General features: G+C 45.6%; 19 protein-coding genes and 1 tRNA gene. 5 read left to right on the top strand and 15 right to left on the bottom strand.

Translation table 11 applies throughout. The features are described from left to right. Positions 1-212: 212 nt before the first annotated feature. From ABDB91_RS05130 to ABDB91_RS05120, 3 genes are all read right to left on the bottom strand, one after another. Positions 213-854, bottom strand: coding sequence for a Crp/Fnr family transcriptional regulator (locus ABDB91_RS05130; protein ID WP_347491537.1), 642 nt, complete (start codon positions 852-854; stop codon positions 213-215). A 162-nt stretch (positions 855-1,016) separates the two neighbouring features. Beyond that, positions 1,017-1,928, bottom strand: a complete 912-nt coding sequence (gene cyoE, locus ABDB91_RS05125; protein WP_347490540.1) for a heme o synthase — start codon at positions 1,926-1,928, stop codon at positions 1,017-1,019. Between the two features lie 314 nt (positions 1,929-2,242). Further along, positions 2,243-2,779 (bottom strand): gamma carbonic anhydrase family protein, encoded by a 537-nt coding sequence (locus ABDB91_RS05120; protein WP_347490539.1) that lies wholly within the window; start codon positions 2,777-2,779, stop codon positions 2,243-2,245. 146 nt (positions 2,780-2,925) lie between these two features. Here ABDB91_RS05120 and ABDB91_RS05115 point away from each other — a divergent pair, with 146 nt between their 5' ends. Further along, positions 2,926-3,624: an AzlC family ABC transporter permease gene (locus ABDB91_RS05115; protein ID WP_347490538.1), complete on the top strand. Its 699-nt coding sequence runs from the start codon at positions 2,926-2,928 to the stop codon at positions 3,622-3,624. Continuing rightward, a complete protein-coding gene (locus ABDB91_RS05110; RefSeq protein WP_347490537.1) occupies positions 3,603-3,923 on the top strand; it encodes an AzlD domain-containing protein in 321 nt (106 codons plus the stop codon). The genes ABDB91_RS05115 and ABDB91_RS05110 overlap by 22 nt, the downstream gene beginning before the upstream one ends. A gap of 19 nt (positions 3,924-3,942) precedes the next feature. Here ABDB91_RS05110 and ABDB91_RS05105 read toward each other — a convergent pair whose 3' ends face one another. Next, positions 3,943-4,890 carry a nitronate monooxygenase gene (locus ABDB91_RS05105; protein WP_347490536.1) on the bottom strand — a complete coding sequence of 316 codons (948 nt, stop codon included), beginning with the start codon at positions 4,888-4,890 and terminating at the stop codon, positions 3,943-3,945. Between the two features lie 628 nt (positions 4,891-5,518). Here ABDB91_RS05105 and ABDB91_RS05100 point away from each other — a divergent pair. Together ABDB91_RS05100 and ABDB91_RS05095 are read left to right on the top strand one after the other, a co-directional pair. Further along, positions 5,519-6,373, top strand: coding sequence for a metallophosphoesterase (locus ABDB91_RS05100; RefSeq protein ID WP_347490535.1), 855 nt, complete (start codon positions 5,519-5,521; stop codon positions 6,371-6,373). Positions 6,374-6,487: 114 nt separating this feature from the next. Next, complete coding sequence (locus ABDB91_RS05095; RefSeq protein WP_347490534.1) at positions 6,488-7,138, top strand: hemolysin III family protein; 651 nt, start codon at positions 6,488-6,490, stop codon at positions 7,136-7,138. A gap of 8 nt (positions 7,139-7,146) precedes the next feature. Here ABDB91_RS05095 and ABDB91_RS05090 read toward each other — a convergent pair whose 3' ends face one another. The 9 genes from ABDB91_RS05090 to ABDB91_RS05050 form a co-directional block, all read right to left on the bottom strand. Further along, positions 7,147-7,974, bottom strand: coding sequence for a basic amino acid ABC transporter substrate-binding protein (locus ABDB91_RS05090; RefSeq protein ID WP_347490533.1), 828 nt, complete (start codon positions 7,972-7,974; stop codon positions 7,147-7,149). A 607-nt stretch (positions 7,975-8,581) separates the two neighbouring features. Beyond that, positions 8,582-9,385 (bottom strand): twin-arginine translocase subunit TatC, encoded by an 804-nt coding sequence (gene tatC / locus ABDB91_RS05085; protein WP_347490532.1) that lies wholly within the window; start codon positions 9,383-9,385, stop codon positions 8,582-8,584. 3 nt (positions 9,386-9,388) lie between these two features. Beyond that, the gene (locus ABDB91_RS05080) at positions 9,389-10,210 is read right to left on the bottom strand and encodes a formate dehydrogenase accessory protein FdhE (RefSeq protein ID WP_347490531.1); all 822 of its coding nucleotides are present in this window, start codon (positions 10,208-10,210) and stop codon (positions 9,389-9,391) included. A gap of 21 nt (positions 10,211-10,231) precedes the next feature. After that, positions 10,232-11,368, bottom strand: a complete 1,137-nt coding sequence (nrfD, locus tag ABDB91_RS05075; protein ID WP_347490530.1) for an NrfD/PsrC family molybdoenzyme membrane anchor subunit — start codon at positions 11,366-11,368, stop codon at positions 10,232-10,234. Positions 11,369-11,439: 71 nt separating this feature from the next. After that, entirely contained in the window at positions 11,440-11,661 is a 222-nt protein-coding gene (locus tag ABDB91_RS05070; RefSeq protein ID WP_347490529.1) for a twin-arginine translocase TatA/TatE family subunit, read from the bottom strand. Positions 11,662-11,700: 39 nt separating this feature from the next. Next, positions 11,701-12,510 (bottom strand): 4Fe-4S dicluster domain-containing protein, encoded by an 810-nt coding sequence (locus ABDB91_RS05065; RefSeq protein ID WP_347490528.1) that lies wholly within the window; start codon positions 12,508-12,510, stop codon positions 11,701-11,703. A gap of 37 nt (positions 12,511-12,547) precedes the next feature. After that, positions 12,548-15,634: a formate dehydrogenase-N subunit alpha gene (fdnG, locus tag ABDB91_RS05060; protein WP_347490527.1), complete on the bottom strand. Its 3,087-nt coding sequence runs from the start codon at positions 15,632-15,634 to the stop codon at positions 12,548-12,550. A gap of 47 nt (positions 15,635-15,681) precedes the next feature. Further along, positions 15,682-16,914, bottom strand: a complete 1,233-nt coding sequence (gene glp, locus ABDB91_RS05055) for a gephyrin-like molybdotransferase Glp (RefSeq protein WP_347490526.1) — start codon at positions 16,912-16,914, stop codon at positions 15,682-15,684. Between the two features lie 505 nt (positions 16,915-17,419). Next, entirely contained in the window at positions 17,420-18,574 is a 1,155-nt protein-coding gene (locus ABDB91_RS05050; protein ID WP_347490525.1) for a cache domain-containing protein, read from the bottom strand. Positions 18,575-18,838: 264 nt separating this feature from the next. Here ABDB91_RS05050 and ABDB91_RS05045 point away from each other — a divergent pair. After that, a tRNA-Met gene (locus tag ABDB91_RS05045) sits at positions 18,839-18,914 on the top strand. Positions 18,915-19,098: 184 nt separating this feature from the next. Here the strand turns inward: ABDB91_RS05045 and ABDB91_RS05040 are convergent. Together ABDB91_RS05040 and ABDB91_RS05035 are read right to left on the bottom strand one after the other, a co-directional pair. Beyond that, on the bottom strand, positions 19,099-20,397 hold the full coding sequence (locus tag ABDB91_RS05040) for a hypothetical protein (protein ID WP_347490524.1): 1,299 nt from the start codon (positions 20,395-20,397) through the stop codon (positions 19,099-19,101). Positions 20,398-20,623: 226 nt separating this feature from the next. Then, a complete protein-coding gene (locus tag ABDB91_RS05035; RefSeq protein WP_347490523.1) occupies positions 20,624-21,484 on the bottom strand; it encodes a DegV family protein in 861 nt (286 codons plus the stop codon). Between the last annotated feature and the right edge of the window lie 52 nt (positions 21,485-21,536).

Here is a 21,536-nt window from a genome sequence, read left to right as displayed (position 1 = left end):
ATAGCTCTACTTAAGATTAAATAACTTTTAGCGTAATTTTTCAGTCTTATATCAGACAATAGTTTGTCAGGTTAACTGCAAGCTTTGTGAAAACCGTCCACGCAACAGCATTTAAGCCCTTGCTATTTATGTACGCAAAACAAAATAGCTCTTGGGGGGCAGGCAATAAGTTTGGCCAACTTAAAAAGACCGGTTATATTCAACCGGTCTTCTTAAACCACCCATTTTGCTAATTTATCGGGATCAACAATGCTTATTGCCCTGCCTTCATAGACAATGCTATGCTCTTGCTTAAATGTATTCAGCAATGAGGTAACCGTCTGGCGTGATGTGCCTACCATATTGGCTATCTCCTCGTGAGTAAGCTTAAGGTTTATCTTAATACCATTCTTAGTCTGTTCTCCCATGCGCTCACCCATTTTAATAAGCATAAGGGCCAACCTGCCCGGGGCTTGCCAGCAAACCATCTCGTGGATAATGGACTCAGCCTCGCGCATCCGGGCTCCCAGTAATTTAGCTACTTTAACAGCTAAGAAAGCATGCCGGGCCATTAATTCCTCAAATTTATCTCTGGTCATGACTACCATCGTTACATTGTTAATAGCACCTGCAAAACAGGTACGATCCACGCCTAATATGGTTTCAGCCAACCCCATCAATTCACCCGGACTGCGGATACTGCCTACGGTAACTCTTCGACCGTCGGCTGAAAGCCTGTAAATTTTAACCCAGCCGCTTTCCAGCAGATATACCCGGTCGGATATATCACCAGCTGCAAATACGACGTGGCCCTTGGGATAATGCACCGTGGAACCGGCCTGCCTGATAAGCACTTTCTCAGCATCGTCAAGCATGGGATCAGCCCTTAATATAGTACTGTTACTGTGTGCTAAATCAACAACATGGTTATCATTAAAGCTCATGTCATCACCTCTTAGTTATAAAACCATGTAGTTATTACGCTGCTAGTTTCTCTTAACAATATATATTCTATATTTTTTTAGAAATTTTAGCAATCAAAAATGTCTGTCAAGCATCATGGATAAAAATATCAAAAACAAATACGGGCTCGACAACTTGTATAAAAACCAAGCTTTTTTCTGTTCCGGGGCAAAAAACAGGTAGATATTACCGGCTGCAATGACCAATCCGCAAACTATGGCCGACATAAAGTAAAAGGTCCCCAGATCACCCACATAGTACATAGCTATGGATAAAGCAAACATAGCCAATACGGTAAACAAAATATACAGCAGTGTACGTCTGGTATTGCAGACTACCGGCAGCATGGGCACACCCACCTTTCGGTAATCATCTTTATAAAATATGGCCAGATTCCAAATGTGATTGGGAATCCACAAAACCACCAGCAGGCTGAGCAATACCGGCAGCAATTCAACCTTGCCGGACACCGCCGTCCAGCCAAACATGGTTGGCAAACCACCGCTGAAGCCACCCAGAATAATATTCCACGCACTTTTGCGCTTGAACCACAGGCTGTAAATACCCACATAGCCCAGCATACCCAGAAATATACAAACAAAGGATGCCGGATTTAAGGAAAACGCTATACCCAAAGCCGCTAGAAACTGGGCCAACCCCCATACCAGCGCCTTTACCGGAGGGGCAATTCTACCGGAGGGAATAGGCCGGTGCCTGGTTCTTTCCATAATAGCATCTATATCCCGGTCCACATAGCAGCTAACCGTATTAACACCGGAACATGCCAGAGTAATAGCCGCCAGCGCTTTAATGAGTACGGGCGTGGGCATGGCATATTCCGCCGCTGCCAGGAACATGGCCACCAATGCTGTAAACACAAGTAAAAATACCGATCTTGGCTTAGTTACCTCTATATAGTTTTTAGCGGTATCCAGCCAGACTTTTACCCGAGAAGCTTGCCCCGCCTCAACCGGATTACTATACATAGAACACCCCCCGGTAAATAATACTATAATAAAACTGGTTGTCCGCTTATAAATTAAAAAGCCCGGGGCTGATAGTATGACTTATAAACATTCAGTTAATTGGCATAAATATGATTCTAAAATCCCAAAACACAGGCAACATAGATTATTTCCGGCTATTCCGTTTTCACAAACATATTGTTTTTTCTTGTCGGCTTAGCCGCTAATACAGAACAACAGATTGTATTATAACATATATTCGTTCATTTTGTTATAAAACTTTATTTCACAAACAACAACGATTAATCCGGCCGGCCAAGTTGATATTATAACTGCTAAACTCTCGTCTTTTCCATTTCCCCTAGCAAAAACCCGGCCCGATCACGATAATTCTGTGCCATTTTGCCGAAATTATCTATATCCTCCGGCGATAACTCCCGTACTACTTTAGCCGGCGAGCCTATAACCAGTGAGTGCGGCGGAATCCGCTTGCCGCCCGGCACCAGCGACCCGGCACCAATAACACTAAAAGCCCCTATTCTGGCTCCGGACAGCACAACCGCCCCCATGCCGATAACAGCGCCGTCCTCCACATGACATCCATGCACCGTAGCGTTATGCCCCACCGTGACATTATCGCCGATAACCAGCGGATATCCTCCGTCCTCATGCAACACCGCACCATCCTGAATATTAGTGCCGCTGCCTATTTGCACGTCATCCACGTCACCCCGTATCACCGCATTATACCAAACGCTGGAATTAGCACCAATGACTACTCGTCCAATAATGCGGGCCCCGGGAGCTATAAACGCAGTTTTATGCACCTCCGGCACCTTATCCCCGTAGACGAAGATATTCTGACTGAACATGAAATTCCCTCCAAAAGTTAATTTTTTCGGTTAATTTTATAAATATGTAATTAATGACATCGCAAAGGCAAAATAACTACAGCATGGATTTTAAAGAAAGCGTATTTATGATAGAATGCGACTATGCTCTAAACAGGGGTGATCATGTGACTAATAGCCGGAGAGAATTTATGCAGGGATTTATGGCAAGTTTCGTTTTTGCCTTTGAACTGTTGCCGCTGGGCCTGCTGTTCGGCACCATGTCCGCCGAAGCCGGGCTGTCGGCGCCGGCCGCTTTTAGCATGTCCGGATTGGTATTTGCCGGAGCCAGCCAATTTTCGGCCATCACCATGCTGGGTGCGGGTGCTTCCGTGACTGCCATTGTGCTGAGTACTTTCTTCATTAACTTACGCCACTTTTTAATGAGTTCATATGTGGCCGGTGTTATACCGGGAAGGCGGACAGCCGGCTACCTGCCGGTAGGGCTTTTTATTACCGATGAAAGCTTTGCCCTCATTTCCCAGCGTCTGGGCAAAAGCGGACAGGCCGACTATCACTATATTATAGGCGCCAACCTGTCCGTTTATGTACAATGGCTGCTGGCCACGCTGGCCGGACTGTTACTGGGCAATGCCCTGCCGGGACTTGCCGACTTGGGCATGCAGGCCGCGCTGTATGCACTGTTTGCCGCCATTTTAGCACTTTCTTTAACCAGTTGGACCGAGGTACTGGCGGCAGTGTTGGCCGCCGCTCTGGCCATCTTTTTCACCATTAACGGCTATGCGGGCATGGCTGTTTTACTGGCCAGCCTGCTGGCTTCAATTACTGTACCGGGGGTGCAAAAATGGATACACAAATCTGGTTAATTATTATTGGAATGACGCTGGCTACTGCCATCCCCAGATTACTGCCCTATTACGTCATTAATAAACGCCCTCTATCAGCGGCGGTTCAAAAATGGCTGAAGCTGTTGCCTACCGTTATTTTCGCCAGTATGATCGCACCGCCGCTGCTAACGGATAGCGGCGCCTTCGCCCCGCTGGCCCACTTGACCGACCTGACCGCCGTAGTACTGGCGGGCCTAATAGCATATTTTACCCGCAACCTGGCTTTCAGCCTGGGTAGCGCAGTAGTCGCACTGTTGGCGGCTCAATACCTTTTTTAGAATTATATTAGCAACATTTTTATTTCACTAAAGCCACCTCGTCCACTATGCGCCGGAATATTTCTCTTACCGGCAATATTTCATTTATTTTAGCTACATTTTGCCCGCAGAAAACCAACCCTTTGTCCACCTGGCCAATACGGGAATTTTCCAGGGCATCCATGATGCAATATTTACCGGAGCACACCTTGAGACAATTACGGCACTTATCCGGTCTGGGCAGGCTATCCTGCATCAACTGTTCTACAAATGCATTGCGCAGCGCCCGCCCGGGCATACCCACGGGACTCTCCACAAGCACTACATCGTCCGGTGTGGCCCGCAGGTACATTTCTTTAAAGGCTGCGGATACGGCACATTCTTTACTCAGCACAAAACGAGTGGCCATTTGCACACCATCGGCACCCAGTTTAAGCATCCGGGCCACCCCAAATCCATCCACAATACCGCCGGCGGCAATTACCGGAATTTTTACCATCTTCCTAACTTCAGGCAATACTTCACATATTGATCGCTGAGTACCCAGGTGCCCCCCTGCCTCAGTCCCTTCGGCCACCACCGCGGCGGCGCCATATTTTTCAGCAATAGCAGCGAGTTTTCCCGAGGATACAATGGATACCACCGGCACTCCGGCCTCCCGCCCCCAGCCAAATATATCACGTGAGAAACCCGCACCGGAAAAAACCACGTCAATTTTTTCCTCCAGTGCCGTATATACCAAGGTAGCAAAGTTACGCACGGCAAACATGATATTAACACCGATAATACCCGAAGATTGCCGGCGCGCCTCTTTGATCTCTCTCCGCAATTCATCGGGCTCCATACCGGTGGCCCCGATAATGCCAATCCCCCCGGCATTAGCTACAGCGGCGGCTAACGGAGCAGTGGACACCCGGAGAGCCATCCCCCCCTGAATAATCGGGAATCGGGGCAATAGCTGTCCTATTTTAATCTGTGGTAATTGCAAAATATTAATTCTCCCTTCTTCATCTCATAAGCTCAAATAGTATTTATCATGGTTATTAAACAAGCTACTTACTAGCCCGTTAGACTATGCATTACGACAGCCGGGGGCTTATTGGCCAGTTATTAAGTCAAAAGCAAGCCACACGCAATTACTGCATTGTAAATACTCTTATAAGATATATTTTATCGTAATCCATTATAATATAATCTGCAATATGCGCTATAATAAATATTTTTTTACATATTCTGCCTGGCGCAAATATAAACAGTCTAAACAACGCTCATTAAATACATAAAAAGAAAAAAACCTTTAGCCTCTCCAAGCCGGCAGGATATTTTAAGTAATATTGAAAGGGTTTAATCCCTTTACGGCTTTTTATGTATTAATATCGCGGGCGCACTGTCCCCCGATGGTTAATTACCGGTAAATGAAGCCGTAATTTAACTTTCTCAATTAACGCCCATCGGAGGTTATTTTTTGCTATAATTAAGTAAGATGCACAACATAAGTCGGCAGAGACTTAAACAAGAAAATTAAGTCACCCCTGAAACTCTTTTTAACAATATTAATCATATTTTGGAAAACACAATAGTTTCAGATATATAATTTAAAAGGCGGGTAGTAAAATTTGTGCATACAAGCAATATCCTCATGGGGGCTAAAGCTGGCTGCAATTGGTGTACTAACGGCCGGTTTAGTTACTGCAAACATATACTTTGAGATAAACTGTCCAAAGGTCAACCGGGTAGCTATAAGTTCTGAAAAAATTCCGCCCGAAGCCGAAATCAATATACTACAAATATCAGACTTTCACAACTGGCACCCCAATGACCGCCACCAGGACTTGCTGCAGAAAATCAAAAAAATAAGCCCCGACCTGATTGTTATCACCGGTGATTTAATTGACAGAAAAACCAATAATTTCGATAATGTATTTGCACTAGTCAAAGAACTGGTGCAAATAAACCCGCATACTTTTTTCATATGCGGCAACCATGAATGGGCTAACAGCCAGACAAAGTTATTTTTAGATGGCCTGTCCAACCGCGGAGTGCAAATTATAAATAATAAACACGTGGTTTGGTCGCGGAATCATATAAGCATTAACATCTGCGGCGTGGACGATCCCAGCAAGGAACGCGCCAACTTGGAAATGGCAACGCAGGATATCAACACGGAAATTTTTACTTTGTTACTGGCCCATGCACCGGAAATCGTTGCCGAGAAAACCATTACCCGAACCGATCTTGTCTTATGCGGTCACACCCACGGCGGCCAGGTACGCCTGCCCTTCGCGGGAGCCATCATTGTACCGGGACAAGGTTTTTTCCCCTCGTACGATAAGGGAATTTATACTATTGACACAGATACCACATTATATATTGACAGCGGCCTGGGCACCAGCGTGATGCCGGTTAGATTTCTAAACCGCAGCCAGATCAGTTTAATCACTGTCACAGGCAAGAAAATTAACTCTCGTTAACATTAATTTTATGGACAAGTGTTTAGATATTAAAACTCTAATACTTATTATAAATTTAAGCGATAAGGGAAAAATATGCTTTGATAACATCAACATGGGAGTGAGTCGGTAAAAATGAGCAGGTTAAGAGACCCTTTCAGCGGATTGTCACATTTAGCCGGGGCCATTTTATCAATTATGGCCTTGGTCGCACTGGTTTATAATGCCGTATTGCATGGCACGGTATCACATATTGTCGCCTTTTCCATATTCGGCGCCAGCCTGGTACTGCTTTATACGGCCAGCGCTCTTTATCATCTGCTTCCTTTGTCCGATAAGGGCGTTTATATTTTGCGGCGCATAGACCATATGATGATATTTATTCTAATCGCCGGCACGTATACACCGGTTTGTCTGATTCCCCTGCGAGGGGCCTGGGGCTATTCTTTTCTGGTAGGCGTATGGCTGCTGGCTATTGCAGGCATTTTAATAAAAATCTTATGGATGGACGCCCCCCGGTGGTTTTCAACATTATTTTATGTTTTTATGGGCTGGCTCATAGCCATTCCTTTTTGGCCGTTATTTCAGACAGTTTCCCCGGGCGGCATATTATGGCTGACATTAGGCGGCTTGTTCTACACCATCGGGGCTATACTTTACGGCACCAAATGGCCGCCCAATATTATCCCCGGCTGGCTCGGCTTTCATGAGATTTTTCATGTATTTGTTATGGCCGGTAGTTTTAGCCACTTCTGGTTGATGTCGAGATATATCATGTTTATTTAAAATAATTATTAACTCTGAGGTTCACCGGGCAAATATTCCGGTGGTTCAACTCCGAACCACTTTTTATATATTTCGGTATATTTACCGTTTTCTTTTATGATTTTCAACCCGTCATTTACGGCTTTGAGCACCTCCGGTTTTTGTTTGGGCACGGCAATGCCGTAGTGTTCGCTTGTTTGCATATCGCCCGCAATTTTTATTCCGTCATTGCCCTGATTAATGTAATAAGCAACCACCGGGAAGTCGCAAACAATAGCATCAACGGCACCGTTATTCAGATCCATAAACCCGCTATCTATTGTGTCATAGGGGATTACCCGGGCATTAGGCACCCTATTGGCTTCGATTTCACCGGTGGTGCCGGCCTGAACGCCAATTTTATTACCTTCTAAATCGTCAAAACTTTTGATGGTTTCGTTCCTGGCCTGCACAGCTACGCTCTGAAGCGACAGATAATAAGGCATGGAAAAATCAACTTTTTGTAAACGTTCTTCGGTAATAGTCATAGCCGAAATAGCGCCATCAATGCCGGCGGTTTCAAGTGCCGGAACCAAGCCTTTAAAATCATAGCCGACAACTTCAATGTCGGTGCCGACTGTCTCGTTTATAGCCTCGATTATCTCCATATCAAAGCCGGCCAGTTTACCATCTACATCAGAAAATTCAAAGGGCGCATAAGAAGTATCCGAACCAAAGACCAACTTATCCCCGGCGGCCGCCTGTTGTTCTCCTTCACTTTTTACACCCTTGGCCCTTCCGCCGACACAACCAACCGCCAGCGCCATCACAGCCAGTACACTTAGCAACACCAAGGCTGTTCCCAATACCCTTTTCACGACTTCTTCCTCCTAAAAATATTTTATTAAATTCCAAGACTACCACTTCTATTGAGTGGGAGTTCCTATTTTTACTTCAGGTGGGATAGAGTCCCCATCTGAAGCCCCAATGTCGGCATTAGCTAAACGAGTTCACTGATTATTTTTGTGGGAACCGGTCGGAAAGTCTAATCAATAAAGGCTGAATGCTCAGAATGCGTGGCCATGGGATTGTTAGTCTCATATTATAGTTACCGTTTCCGCCATTAGCCTTATCTTTGCCCCGGATCCGAAAACCATACCACCGCTATGAATAGCGTTTTTAATTATCGCTATGCCTGACAGTGCCGGTGCAAATAAAAATAGCATCTCTTTAAAATGCCGCCGCTCAACATTCCGGCTCAATATCAGTACATTTATGAACTTGAGATATCACGTCCAGGAAAAAAATTGAGGAAGTGCCTGTTGATTTTAACGGAGTAATACTGTTTATTTGCCATGACAGATATTTTATTCAAAAAGACGAAATGGGCGAAGGAAACATGCCTATCCGGAACGGCAACCCGGATTTTAAGGATTAATACCGGGGTCAAGCCGGCTGAAGGTAAAATGACAAAGTTTTTTCGCTTCAGCCGGTTTTTTTTCTTCTGGAAAGTATGCCATGGAGCGCAATATTCAACCATTCCCATCCTTTTTGTTTGCCGGCCTTGCGCCGTTTACCCCATTCTACAAAACGCACAATACCGACACTTAACTCATACAGAAAATACATCGGTGCGGCCATCATGAGCGGAGTAATAATATCGGGGGACGGAACCAGCACCGCGCCGGTGACCACCGACAGCAAAAGCGCCATCTTCCGCTTTCTTACCAGGAATTTACAGCTCAGCAAATCCAGCTTTGCCAGAAAGTAAACACCCAGGGGCAATTCAAAGATAAAGCCAAAGGGCAGCAGGAACGTGATCGCAAATGAGATATAGTTCCCTATGGTTAGCATTGGGATTAGTTCGGCACCGCCGAAGTGCAGCAAGTATTTTACGGCCACGCGAAACACTGCGTAAAAACCAAACAGCACCCCGCTGACAAAGAAGATATAAGATATAATAACAAAAATGGTAAAATAGATCTTTTCCATCTTGCGCAGGGCCGGAATGATGAACCTCCAAAATTGCCAGAGGATAACCGGCAAAGCGGTGAGAAAGCCCAGGAAAAAAGAAACTTTAATCTTGGTCATCAGAGCTTCGAGAATACTGATGTAAACAACCTCGTTGCCGCTGGTGAAAACCGGTTCCAGCAGTATCTGTAAAACTTGGTCGTTTATAACCCAACAGGCTATAGCCATGATAAACGTGGCCGCGATTGAGATGATCAAGACCCAGCGCAGTTCTTCCAGATGCTCAATCATGGCCATTTCTTTGTTTTTTGAGGCCATGCGTCACACCTCCCTGGACAAGAACCTATACAAGCCATGTCTGATATCCCGCCGGTTGTATCCCTCCTTCAAAGCTAGCTCGTCCAGATCAACGGTGGCAATGTCTTCGCAAAATAGATCGACTTCTCCACAGATACGTTCGTCGACTGTTTTTAGATAACTTTTGCATTGCTCGCATAAATAGATTCGATACTGCCCCAATACTTCCGCGGCAATAAAAGAAAGAGTGGAAGAATCCTGATTACCGCAAAATGGGCAGCCAATTCTGTAGTAAAGCCATTCGGTTTCACAAAGGCCGCAGTACAGCTGTCTTTGACCATTTTCTCCGGTCAGCCTGGCCATCACCGGCTCCTCGCCACAAACAGGGCAATAGCCATGTAGCCATTCATGGGGTTTAAATTGGTGCATGATATTTTTACTGAAAAGAGTAAGCAATGGTTTTAACGCAACTTTAATTAAAAAATCAAACGCTTCGACAGAAAGCCCTAATTTTTTCGACCATTGAACTCTTTGAACTCCCTGGATCGCCGACTTCAACAATTCGACCAGATCCTTTTCAGAGAAATTGTTAATGTCGTCAATCAAAGATTCGGGAACCAGCTGTGGAATGGGCTGCCTTTTCAAGCAAGCCCAAGCCACCTCCAAAAACCGCTTATAAAAAACATTTTGGTCGATTAAAGGCGATACGATAGTCAGAACAGGCCGCCCCTTATGCCACTGCTCAACTTGCTTCGCCGTTAACCGCACCGGACGATCCTGAAAGGGAAAACATTTCTCCGAGTCCAGGGTCTCAAGATAAAAATAAGCTAAACTTTTAACATTCATTTTATTTAACTCCTAAATTAATTAATAAAATGCCTGATGATCATGGCGCTTCTCCAAAATTCTAAAATTCTCCACGATAAACATATAGGCCAATATGCCAATAGATACCAGACCGATACTGACCACCCATTCCATCACGGATGGGAAATAGCTGCCGCCCAGGGATTTGGACATACCGGTAAAGACTACGTTCATCCGGTTCAAGACTACCCCGAAGACAGTGAGAGCGCCAAAGGCAACCAGCCCTTTCCTGGTTGAACTTAAACTGCTGAAGCAAATAATAATCGGAATAATCACCCCGGCGACGATTTCCAGCAAGAACATATTCCCTTCCAAGGTACCGGAAAATACCCATTTAAAGGCATTGCGGTAGAGCAGATCCCCAATTTTCAGGACCAGGTAGAAGAGCATCACCGTTCCGGCTATCTTGATCAGGCTCCGCAGTACGGAAACAGGTATTTCGTGGTTATATGCCTTTCCGGCCAGAGACGTTTCCAGGCTGATCATGGCCGGCCCCACAAAGAAGGAGGACAACAGGAAAAACGGGGGCAGCAGCATGGACCACCACAGCGGATGGAGTTTACCAACTTCAATCACATACAATCCGCCCAGAGAAGACTGGTGCAACGTGGGCAGCAGCACGCCGATAATCAACAGCACGGGCATTAACTTCTTAATTATTCTATGGAAGGGTTTCAAAACTCTCTCCGTGGCAATTTCACCGAATTCCAGCAGCTGAATCATAGTATACAAGGATATACACCAGAAAACTTCAAACAGCACACTGTGATAACCCCAGGATACAAAGGGCCGCCAGAAGTTGAACCACCTGCCGATATCCAAGAACAACCCGCCCATGACCAACAGGTAACCCAGCAATGAGGTGAGTATGGCGCTGCGAGCCAGGGGTTGAAACTGGTTCCTATGCAAAATATGCACAATCAAAGCAGTGCTGTAACCGCCGCCTGCCAAAGCCACACCGGTAAGCACATCAAAACCGATCCAAAGGCCCCAGGGCCACTGATCGTTTAAATTAGTGGCGCTCCCCAAACCAAAAGCCAGCCTGTAGCCCACAACCAACAGGCAAATTGCGGCCAGACCGATTAATACTTTTCTGACCGGCGTCATTTTAAAGGTCCATTTGTTATTCGCCGTCATACCGCAACCCCTTCCGTAAACCAAATATTAAACTCCAAAACTAAATTAACAGGCTTTTAAACTAATCAATCTTATTTATTGTTTGTTGGAGCAGCAATTGTTTCCTGATCCGCTGCCTCCTGCGCCTTTTTTGCTTCATTTTCTTCCATGGCGGATGCGGTGGCCCTCCTGAATTCTCTCAGCGACTTGCCCATGGCTTTCCCGACCTCGGGCAGTTTCCCCGGCCCAAAAATAATGAGCACTACAACCAGAATTAAGATCAGGTGGGTCGGTTGCAAAATACCGTTGAACATAAGGCTCATACTCCTCTCAAATTAGATTTACGACCTCGCCTACATAGGCACGTCTTTATTGTCTTCCTCGGCTACCTGTTCACGCCGTTTGGTATAGAGGTACATCGCCGTCAGCAGAGCCCCCCAGCCAACGGCTATCATAGGCGTCCATTTTAAGAAGTCATGAGTGTACTCGGGCAGCGGTCTGGTAACCATATTGGGTTTGAAGCCAAAATTTTCAAAGGGCACGTCGGAAATATACAGCCAGGCAGTTCCGCCGACTTCTTTTTCACCCAACACCTTTTTAATGTACTTGGAATCACTGTTGATTCTGTTCCAGGCTTCTTTTAGCAACCCGTCCCGCTCGCCGAAGGTAAGCGCGCCGGTAACACAGGCATTCACGCAGGCAGGTTTTAGATTATGACCCAAACGATCGTATTTACCTTCAGGATCAAAACAAAACTGGCACTTGGTCACCAAAGGGAAGGTCTGATCCCACTGATACTTGGGAATATCGAAGGGACAGGCCAACATGCAGTAACGGCAGCCGACACAAAGATGCGGGTGGTATATTACCGCCCCGGTTCTGGGGTCCCTTTCCAAGGCTTTGGCAAAACAAGCCGAAACGCAGGCCGGATGCTCACAGTGCATGCACTGGCGCTTGGCTGAGCGAATTTTATAATCGCCGTCTTTTTCCAATACCTTGAACTTAACAACTGTATAGGTATCTCCGTCCATGTCAGGCGGCCCCGTCAAACCATCTTCAAAATCAGGTATCTTAGCAGGCAGATCGTTCCATTGTTTGCAGGCCACCTGACAGGCTTTGCAACCGATACATTTTGTTATATCTACAAGCACACCCTTGGACACTTGTGCCACCTCCAATTAAAATAACTGCTTGGGAGTTCTAGTTTGCCTTCCTTACATTACAAAGAAACGCTTTATATTCCGGTATGTCACTATTCGGATCGCCCACCGAGGGAGTCAAATCATTGGCTGACGCGCCGGTGGTTATACCCATAAAACCCCACGAATAGGGCATGGAGACAACTTCGGTTTCTTTACCGTTAATCATTAGCGGCACACAGACACCATTTACAGCCGCCTTACAGGTTATCCGCCCCCGCGCGGATTCCACAATAATGTCATCTCCATTCTTAACCCCGATTTTTTGAGCTAAGTTAGGTGAAATATTAACAAACATATGAGCCGAAATCTCAGCTAAGGAGGGACAATTCCGAGTGGTTGCACCACTTTGGTAGTGTTCGACAATGTGAATAGTAATAGCTACATAAGGGTACTGTTTGCTGCCGAGCTCTGCCAGTTTACTAAACACGCCGGTCTTAAAAGTAAGTGCCGTGGGATTGTTTTGCTGTTTAGAGATGAGGTTTTTAAAGGGACTTTCATATGGTTCATAGTGTTCAGGCAACGGACCGTCGTTTAAGCCCTTGACAGCAAATAAACGCCCATGACCGTCTTCGGACATAATAAACGCGTTGACAGCCGACTGTTCCGGCGGTACCGGCATGGGGACGCCGCCGGGTTCGGCCGCGGGTTCCGTCGCCTTAAAGTCGGGTACGTCAACGGTGATCCATTTTCCGGCCCCGGCATCCCATCTGACATAAGGCTTATCGGGATTCCACGGGTTACCGGCGGGGTCGGCCGAACAACGATTATAAGCAATACGGCGGTTGGCCGGCCAGGCAAAGGCATATTGAGGAAATACTCCCAAACCGGACGGGTCCTTGTTAACCCGACGCTTGCAGGCCGGTACCCCGGCATCTTTATCCTCAGCCCAGTAACCACTAAGAACCCAGTTACCGCAAGCAGTAGAACCGTCATCAGCCAGATCGGCAAAACCGGGCAGTACTTTTCGGGTGGCCACTTCGTAGCCGTTAATTTCGGTGGCTACCCTGGCAATATCAGGTTCTTCTTCACCGGGCAGATCGTAATTCCACACCATATTTAAAATCGGCTCGGGAAATTTACCGCCATTCTGATATTCTTTTCTAATGGCTTTAAACAGGTTATAAGCAATCCAAAGGTCGGACCTGGCTTCTCCCAGCGGATCAACGGCCTTATAGCGCCACTGCATCCAACGTCCCGCATTGGTTACCGAACCTTCTTTTTCAAAGGACATGGCCGCAGGCAATAAAAACACTTCGGTCTTTATTTGGCTTGGGTCTGCTCCCGGCCGATGCCAAAAGGCTGCCGTTTCAATTTCAAAAATATCGTACACCACCAGCCAATCAAGATTTTCCAAAGCTTTGTTGGCCTGGACAGTTGATGGTCCTCCCACAGCCGGATTCTGACCCGCAACAAAGCAACCTTTAATCTTGCCTTCCGCAAGATAATTGAACAAGCTCATGTACGAACGGTTCTTACCATCATGTTTAGGCAGCCAGTCAAAACAGAAATCATTTTCCTTGGCGGCCTTATCTCCATACCAGGCTTTTAATTGACTAATTAAAAACTTAGGCTTATTAGACCAATAGCTTGTTTTAGGAGTTTCCTTTTCCAAATACTCTTGCAAAGTTTTGTGTTTCGCGGCGTAAACCATACCCAGGTAACCCGGCAGATTGCCATGCAACATAGCCATGTCAGTAGAACCCTGCACGTTTTGTTCACCACGCTGAGCATTAACCCCTCCGCCGGGGATGCCTATATTACCGAGCAAAAGCTGCAAAACACAAAGCGATCTGGCATTTTGCGTGCCAACGGAATGCATGGTTATACCCATTCCATAGACAACACATCCCGCTTTGCCCCGCCGACCGCTGGAAGCGTACAAATCACAGACCTTTATGAAAATATCTTCCGGGGTGCCGGTAATTCGACAAACAGTTTTAATATCATAACGGCTCACATGTTTCTTTAAGACTTGGAAAACACAATGGGGATTTTGCAACGTGGGATCCTTTTTAATTTCCTCGCCTTCCATTTGGTATTGCCAGGTGGCGTTATCATAACTTAATTTTCCGTCGCTTTCAGTTAAGCCCGAGAATATACCGTCCTCGCATTTGTATTCCGGATTAATTAAAAAACTCGCATTGGTATAGTTTAACACATACTCTTTAGACCAAAGATCATTGGCTATGATATAGTTGATCATGCCATTAACAAAGGCAATATCCGTACCCGGACGAAGTCGGGCATGGACATGACACATGCTGGCCGACTTACTGGTTCTTGGGTCAACGGCAATAAGTTTGGCCCCCTTATCTTTGGCTTTCAGAGCCCATTTCATTCCCATGGGGTGGTTTTCCGCCGTATTTGAACCAATAATCAAAATTACATCAGCATTCCGATAATCAGTAAAATGGTTAGTCATAATACCGCGTCCGAAAGAGGGGGCCAGACCGGCCACCGTGGACGAGTGTCAGAGGCGGGCACAGTGTTCAATATTAATCATGCCCAAGGCTCTGTACATTTTGTGCAATAGGTAAATCTCTTCGTTATCCAAAGCCGCACCGCCAAAATGGGCCATGGCAGTTGTTCTGTTTACAGTTACGCCCTGTTCATCCTTCTCAACAAAGGATTCATCGCGGGTTCTTTTAACCCGTTTAGCAACCTCAGACAAGACCCACTCCCAGCTTTTCTCTTCCCATTCGGTACCGCCGGGAGCACGGTAAAGAGGTTTGGTAAGCCGTCGTTTATTAAAGACACGGTTCCTTTTTTTATTAATCACAGTATTTCCTTCAATGATACCGTTGCCTTTGGGGCAAATGGTTCCGGCATTAATGGGATGGTCCGGATAGCCCTCGCAAAAGACCGCTCGCCCCTCGTCGTCGGAATATATTAATAGCCCGCAGCCGCAACCGCAAAAACAACATACTGAATATGTTTCTTTTACTCTTCTAATTTTTGTCGGCAGTTTTTCCACGGTAAGCCCGTCCCGGGATTCCGCGGCAAAGACAGGACTGGCTGCCAGAGTCATTCCGGCGGTCCCAAGACTAATACTCTTCAGAAAATCACGCCTGCTTATTTTAGTCATCTGCTTTATCCCCCTCGATATTCACCATAAAAACACTTCTATGAAACCTATGAAACATAGGCTGGAGATAATAATATGGCTTTCATTTCTTCTCCGATATTTACCGGTCCCCGTCCCGCCGGTATATCAATCAGTGCGTTACATCGCAACATTGACTTTAAAGCCCCCGGGCTTTGCGTCCCACATGGAATGGCATGATAACAACCGTTCTTCCAAAAGACTTTTGCTCTTAACATACGTCGCTGTTTGCTTTTTTTATTAAAGGATTCCGCCATAATAGCAGTTACATCGGGCAGAGTTACATGCCGCATGCCGCTTATGCTTTGCAAAACAGGTCTGATCAGCATGTAAAAAGTGATCATAGCCGCCGCGGGATTTCCAGACAAACCAATAATCAGTCGGCCCTTGTTCTCAGCACAGACAATAGGTGTTCCCGGTTTTATATTTACTTTCCAAAATAAAGTATTGGATCCGCTTATTTTTATCGCTTCTTTTACATAATCTCTTGTACCTACCGATACTCCGCCGGTGGTTATGACCATATCATTTTCCTTTAAACAACAGTTTAATAAGTAGGCTATATGATCCATGTCGTCAACCGCACTTTTATAAGGAACTGCTCTTCCTCCCGCTTCGGTTATCTGAGCAGAAATTGCATAAACGTTGCTGTTGTATATTTTACCCGGCAACCTGGGCTCATCAATGCCAACCAGTTCATCTCCTATTGTCAAAACCGCTACTTGAGGCTTCTTAAAAACCTTTACGGTCCTTCTTCCCAAAGAGGCTAATAGACCTATAACAGCAGGAGTGACGGTCATACCTTTTAAAAGTATTTTTTCTCCTTCAAGAACATCGTCGCCCTTATTAATGAAATTATCACCCGGCTGAAGCGGAGCAAAAATTACGACTTTTTCTTTTACAAGCTGAGTGTGTTCTATCTTTATTACCGCATTTGTTCCGGGGGGAAGCGGCGCCCCCGTGGCCACAGCAGCTGCTTCTCCGGATACCAGCGATTTTGACGGTAAATCCCCGGCAAATATTTTTTGACATACCTTAAGTAAAATGGGGTTTTCTTTAGTGGCGACAGCCGTATCTTCAGCAATGACGGCATATCCGTCCAGAGGAGACCGATCAAAAGGAGGAAGTGAAAAATTAGCAACGATGTTCTCATATAAAACTCGTCCTAAAGCATTTATAAGATCAATTTCTTCAAAGCCAATCGGCTTTGTGTGGTTAAGAAGAAGAGCTAATGCTTCTTCAAGTGGTATTTCCTCATACATTCTTGGTTCCCCCATTAAATTTATGAGCACAATACAGGATTAAAACACCGTATTAAAACGAGGTGAGTCGGTTGCTCAATATCACTGCACATAAAGTGCCCACTCCTTTTAGATAAGCTATTAATTTTTTAAAATTAAACTATTATTTCAAATAATCGGGCAAATTCGGCTAGGAACTCTTCTCCCTGTAAATCAACCTCCTTTCTCAAGACTCCTACTTCCATAAGTGGGAATTCCTATCTTTACTTCAGGTGGGATAGAATCCCCATCTGAAGTAAAGATGTTCATAAAATCAAACAAGCCATAGTGCCGTTCTTGTCATTTTATATAACAGCCACCTCAGCTTACAAGAAAGTGTAAATAATAAAAAAATAAAGTAAATAAATAAAATTAACTTATTAAAAAAAATAATATTAAAAACCAATATTTGTGACTTAAATATAAATGCAACAAAGAACACCTTGAAGGTGTTCTTTGTTGCATTTATATTGGGTTTTCTTTTTAATTACATCTTTCTTTTGTAAATTTTTACCGGACGGCCTACCGAGCCGTGCCTCAAGTCCAGCTGAAGGTGACCCTGATCAACCAGAAAATCCAGGTAGCGCATAGCCGTGACCCTGGTTACATTGATTTGTAGCGAAACTTCTTCCGCCGTAAAGCAGGTTTCCGCTTGCTCCAGAAAGCCGATCACCAGGTTCAGGGTTACCTGATTCAACCCCTTTGGCAGCATGCCCTGCAGGTATTTATCGGACGGAGAGGCATCCGCCGGTACCGGCCCGTCAGAGGAAGGAGGCGGCTCGGCAGCAAGCGATTCCTTATCCGGCACCTGGGATATTCCACCCTTGCCGGCAGCAGACTCCTGGACAAATGGCGTTAAAATCTGCTTCCTCAAAGCTGAGAAACTTTCCACCATTTGATTAAACGCTTTTACCAGCTCTGTGATCTCATAGGGTCCCAACGCTGTAACCGGATTGACACTCCGCGCACCGTTGGCGGAGATATTCCAGGCATCCCGGGTTAATTCCTTTAGCGGACGGACAATTCTTAATTCAACGTAAAGCCGAATGGCCACCGAAAACAAAATAATTAAACATATGATAACGAAACTCATGTTTTTCAATGTGCCATAAAGCAACTGCCGGTAAAATTCATGGGAAGCGCCCACATAAATCATACCGATGATGCTGCTGTTACCGTCGCGGATGGGTTTATAGGCGGTCTGGTGAATCTCTCCGACAACATCGGCATCTCCCGTATACACACCACCGTTCTGCAGTACCACCTTTTTTACCACATCGGATGCGGCTGTACCGATGGCCCGCTGACCACCCACAGCCCTTACCGTCGTGGCAACCCGTTTGTTTCCCAGAAAAATTGTACAGGTATCCCCGGTTAACCGGCTGATATAGTCAACGATTTCATCATTTCCATTAATGCGGGTATTCCCTTTATACAAGACGCCGCCGTCCACATGCCACTGCCCGGGATATTTCAAGTCTAAAATCGCCTCAAAAGTGTTCAGATCGCTTTGGGCCTTTTCAACTGCGGCAACCACGGCCTTTTCCCGAATCTGCCAAACCGCGGCCGCCACCAAGGCGACCGTAAGGATGACCATGAAACCGATCAACAGTAATGTTAACTGACGTTGAATAGAATTCATCGTTTTTTCTCCACATGCTTTTATCTAATAAACCAATTCAATTTTCTTAGAATTAATCCTCCCGGATTTTAAGGAAACTCCAAAGATCAGGCCGGCTGACGAATCCCTTTTCCGCCAGCAATCACACGCTTACAGGGATAAGAGAGAGATTTCATGTCATCATCCTGCTCATCCCGGCAAATTACGCAGCTTTCCACAAACGCAATGCTCCCAATAATTACAGGTTTGACAAATATCATATTTGTGTTATACTAAATAAGTTGTCGCGGGATGGAGCAGTTGGCAGCTCGTCGGGCTCATAACCCGAAGGTCGAAGGTTCAAGTCCTTCTCCCGCAACCAGGATAATAAGACCCCCTCTTGCTGCAAGAGGGGGTCTTATTATTGTACATTAACTTTCCGGTTAAAAACCAAGTACAGCATGGAAGCAAATCTATATCCCAACGTCTTGCAAACATCCCTTACCGGTATAGCAATTTTTCCCCGCTCCCCAGCATATGGCTTGGCAGCAGCATCTACATAATTATCATTCATCCGCTGCCTGGTCGGAAACCGGTTCACCAACATCAGTTGCCTGAACATCGACTGCCTGGTCGAAAGACGATATCAATCCAGTGATGTCCATGCTGTTATCAGATGTCAGTACCGGGGCGGTTATTACTAGGCTGTCATCCACTTCGCTTACCGAATCACTTGTTAAACCGAGATCCAGCATCGATTCCCCGGTTGTATTATCTTTGGCTGTTACATTGATCGATCCACCGGAATAAGCAACGGTATCCTGATAATTATAGTCAGCATCAAAGGCGAAATCAATTTTAGGGCCATCGACAAGATCGAAACCACCTGTAATTTGATAGGAACCTTCCTTGTTCTCCTGATCACCCACGGTATCTACAGCCATAGTAAAACGGCCGTTTACCGAATCGTCCGGTGTTTTTATATTTAAACGCACATTAAACTTTTGAGGCCCTCCGGGAAGGATCGATTTCTCATAGGTAAAATCTTCCACCTCCAGGAAACTGCTAATTGTTTTGATTTCTTCCCTGGTGGGGAACGTAGCATCTTCAATACCAGAGATAATTTCCTGCCGCATCTCCGCCGGTGTAGTGTCCAATTGCTCACAATTATATTTGTTGGCGTTAACTATAATATCCGCAATTCTCTCGGGCTCATTCTTTATTTTAGTCAGTAAATTAAATATAGTAGTTTCAAAGCCCGCTTGATCCAGTTTAACAACCACCTTGGCAGAGGAGATGCTGAAATATTCCTCGGGCACGGCTTCAACTATAAACAGCAGCATATCTTTATATTCTTGAGGCACCTGTTGATTTTGATAAGCGGCCACCTGCTCCCAAATAGATCCCAACTGTTCATTAGAGAGATAAAGGTATGCGGGAGCTTTATCCATCGAGAGGGAAGCATCATCAATACCGAATTCCTGCAGTAAGCCTAATATGTCCCTGGTTAAGATTAACTTATCATCTTTTAAATAAACAGCGCCTTTATGGGTGTTGCCCTTGATGCTGGCGTTATAGTCAACTTTTATAGCGTTATTGGGATTATCCAACTGCGTTAAAAAATCAACTTTAGCCCCGGCAAAATCACCGGCTTCCTCTAGTAAACTGCCATCAAACTTGGTAAGCGTCAAATGGCTTTCACCCTGGCATTTTTCATAGAAACCTTTGTTTATTCCAAAATCAATATTCTTAACGGCAGTCATTACTAAATCTTTGGCAGTGGGTTGTCCAGCACTAACGACCAAAACCAAACTGAAACAAAATGCAATAGTTAACATTACTGTAAACAAAAATTTTTTTCTCATTTAATACCTCCTCTAATAATTTACCAAGCAATTAACCGGATAAACTATTATAACATAATTTTACTCTTTTAAGGGGAGAAACATAAAATACTCCTCTTAAGGTCTGCCGGCCATTAGTCTAGCCGTTTTAAGAACGAGCTATTTAAGTTGGCGACTAATTAAGCGCCGATTATATTAATTTACCGGTCTGCACTTGTTCGGCTGCCGCATGGATAGATTTATTCATCTACACCCGCAGGTATTTTTGCGAACAAACTGCCATGCCCACAATACCCGGGCCAACATGGGTACCCACCACCGAGCCCATCTGGCTATAGGCTGTTTCAGCGCAGTTGAGCTTTTCCCGCACCAAATCCTGTAGAGTTTGCAATCCCTCAAGATCATTGCCGTGGGTCATGAAACAAAACAACGGCCCGGCGTCCCGGTACTGTTCGGCAAACAACTGCACCAGCCGGTTAATGGCTTTTTTGCGGCCTCGTACCTTTTCATAGGGGTTTATTACACCATCCAATATAGTGCACAAAGGCTTGACATTTAATATAGTGCCCAAAAAAGCCTGGGCTTTGCCGATACGTCCGCCGCGCTGCAAGTATTCAAGAGTATCCACCATGAAGAATACCCGGTGGTCGGCAATAATATTTTGCAATAACGCCGCCACCTCCGCCCGGGAACCTCCCGCTTCGGCGGCCCGGGCCGCCGCCAGCACCATCATACCCAGCACCACGCTGACTGAGCGGGAATCAATCACCTCCAGCCCCTCATAGCCTAACATGGTTTTGGCCAGCTGAGCCGACTGCAGAGTACCGCTCATATGTGAGGAAATATGGATGGATACAATGTCAGCGCCTTCGTCAATCAACGGGCGATAATATTCCACAAATTCAGTGGGTGAGGGCTGAGAGGTAGTGGGCAACTCCTTACTGGCCGCCAGGCGGCTAAAAAATTCAGCGGCCGATAAATCCACCCCATCAATAAAACACTCCGAACCGAAAAATACCTTCAATGGCACCACAGTAATACCATATTTTTCTACCAATTCTTTCGGTAAATCAGCCGTACTATCAGTCACTATACGGACTTTAGCCATAGCATAACACCTTCCTTGCCACGGAATTCGCCGGCACCCAACTGCCGGTCAC

Source organism: Desulfoscipio sp. XC116, from assembly GCF_039851975.1.
Lineage (GTDB): Bacteria > Bacillota > Desulfotomaculia > Desulfotomaculales > Desulfallaceae > Sporotomaculum.
Note: the sequence above shows the minus strand (reverse complement) of the source record. Positions and strands in the feature narration are given on the sequence as shown.

Coding starts and splice junctions, on each gene's coding strand:
- ABDB91_RS05040 (WP_347490524.1), bottom strand. CDS start 20,397: ATGAGAAAAAAATTTTTGTTTACAGTAATGTTAACTATTGCATTTTGT.
- ABDB91_RS05130 (WP_347491537.1), bottom strand. CDS start 854: ATGCTTGACGATGCTGAGAAAGTGCTTATCAGGCAGGCCGGTTCCACG.
- ABDB91_RS05120 (WP_347490539.1), bottom strand. CDS start 2,779: ATGTTCAGTCAGAATATCTTCGTCTACGGGGATAAGGTGCCGGAGGTG.
- ABDB91_RS05035 (WP_347490523.1), bottom strand. CDS start 21,484: ATGGCTAAAGTCCGTATAGTGACTGATAGTACGGCTGATTTACCGAAA.
- cyoE (WP_347490540.1), bottom strand. CDS start 1,928: ATGTATAGTAATCCGGTTGAGGCGGGGCAAGCTTCTCGGGTAAAAGTC.
- ABDB91_RS05070 (WP_347490529.1), bottom strand. CDS start 11,661: ATGTTCAACGGTATTTTGCAACCGACCCACCTGATCTTAATTCTGGTT.
- glp (WP_347490526.1), bottom strand. CDS start 16,914: ATGTATGAGGAAATACCACTTGAAGAAGCATTAGCTCTTCTTCTTAAC.
- ABDB91_RS05050 (WP_347490525.1), bottom strand. CDS start 18,574: ATGAATTCTATTCAACGTCAGTTAACATTACTGTTGATCGGTTTCATG.
- tatC (WP_347490532.1), bottom strand. CDS start 9,385: ATGGCCTCAAAAAACAAAGAAATGGCCATGATTGAGCATCTGGAAGAA.
- ABDB91_RS05080 (WP_347490531.1), bottom strand. CDS start 10,210: ATGAATGTTAAAAGTTTAGCTTATTTTTATCTTGAGACCCTGGACTCG.
- ABDB91_RS05110 (WP_347490537.1), top strand. CDS start 3,603: ATGGATACACAAATCTGGTTAATTATTATTGGAATGACGCTGGCTACT.
- nrfD (WP_347490530.1), bottom strand. CDS start 11,368: ATGACGGCGAATAACAAATGGACCTTTAAAATGACGCCGGTCAGAAAA.
- ABDB91_RS05095 (WP_347490534.1), top strand. CDS start 6,488: ATGAGCAGGTTAAGAGACCCTTTCAGCGGATTGTCACATTTAGCCGGG.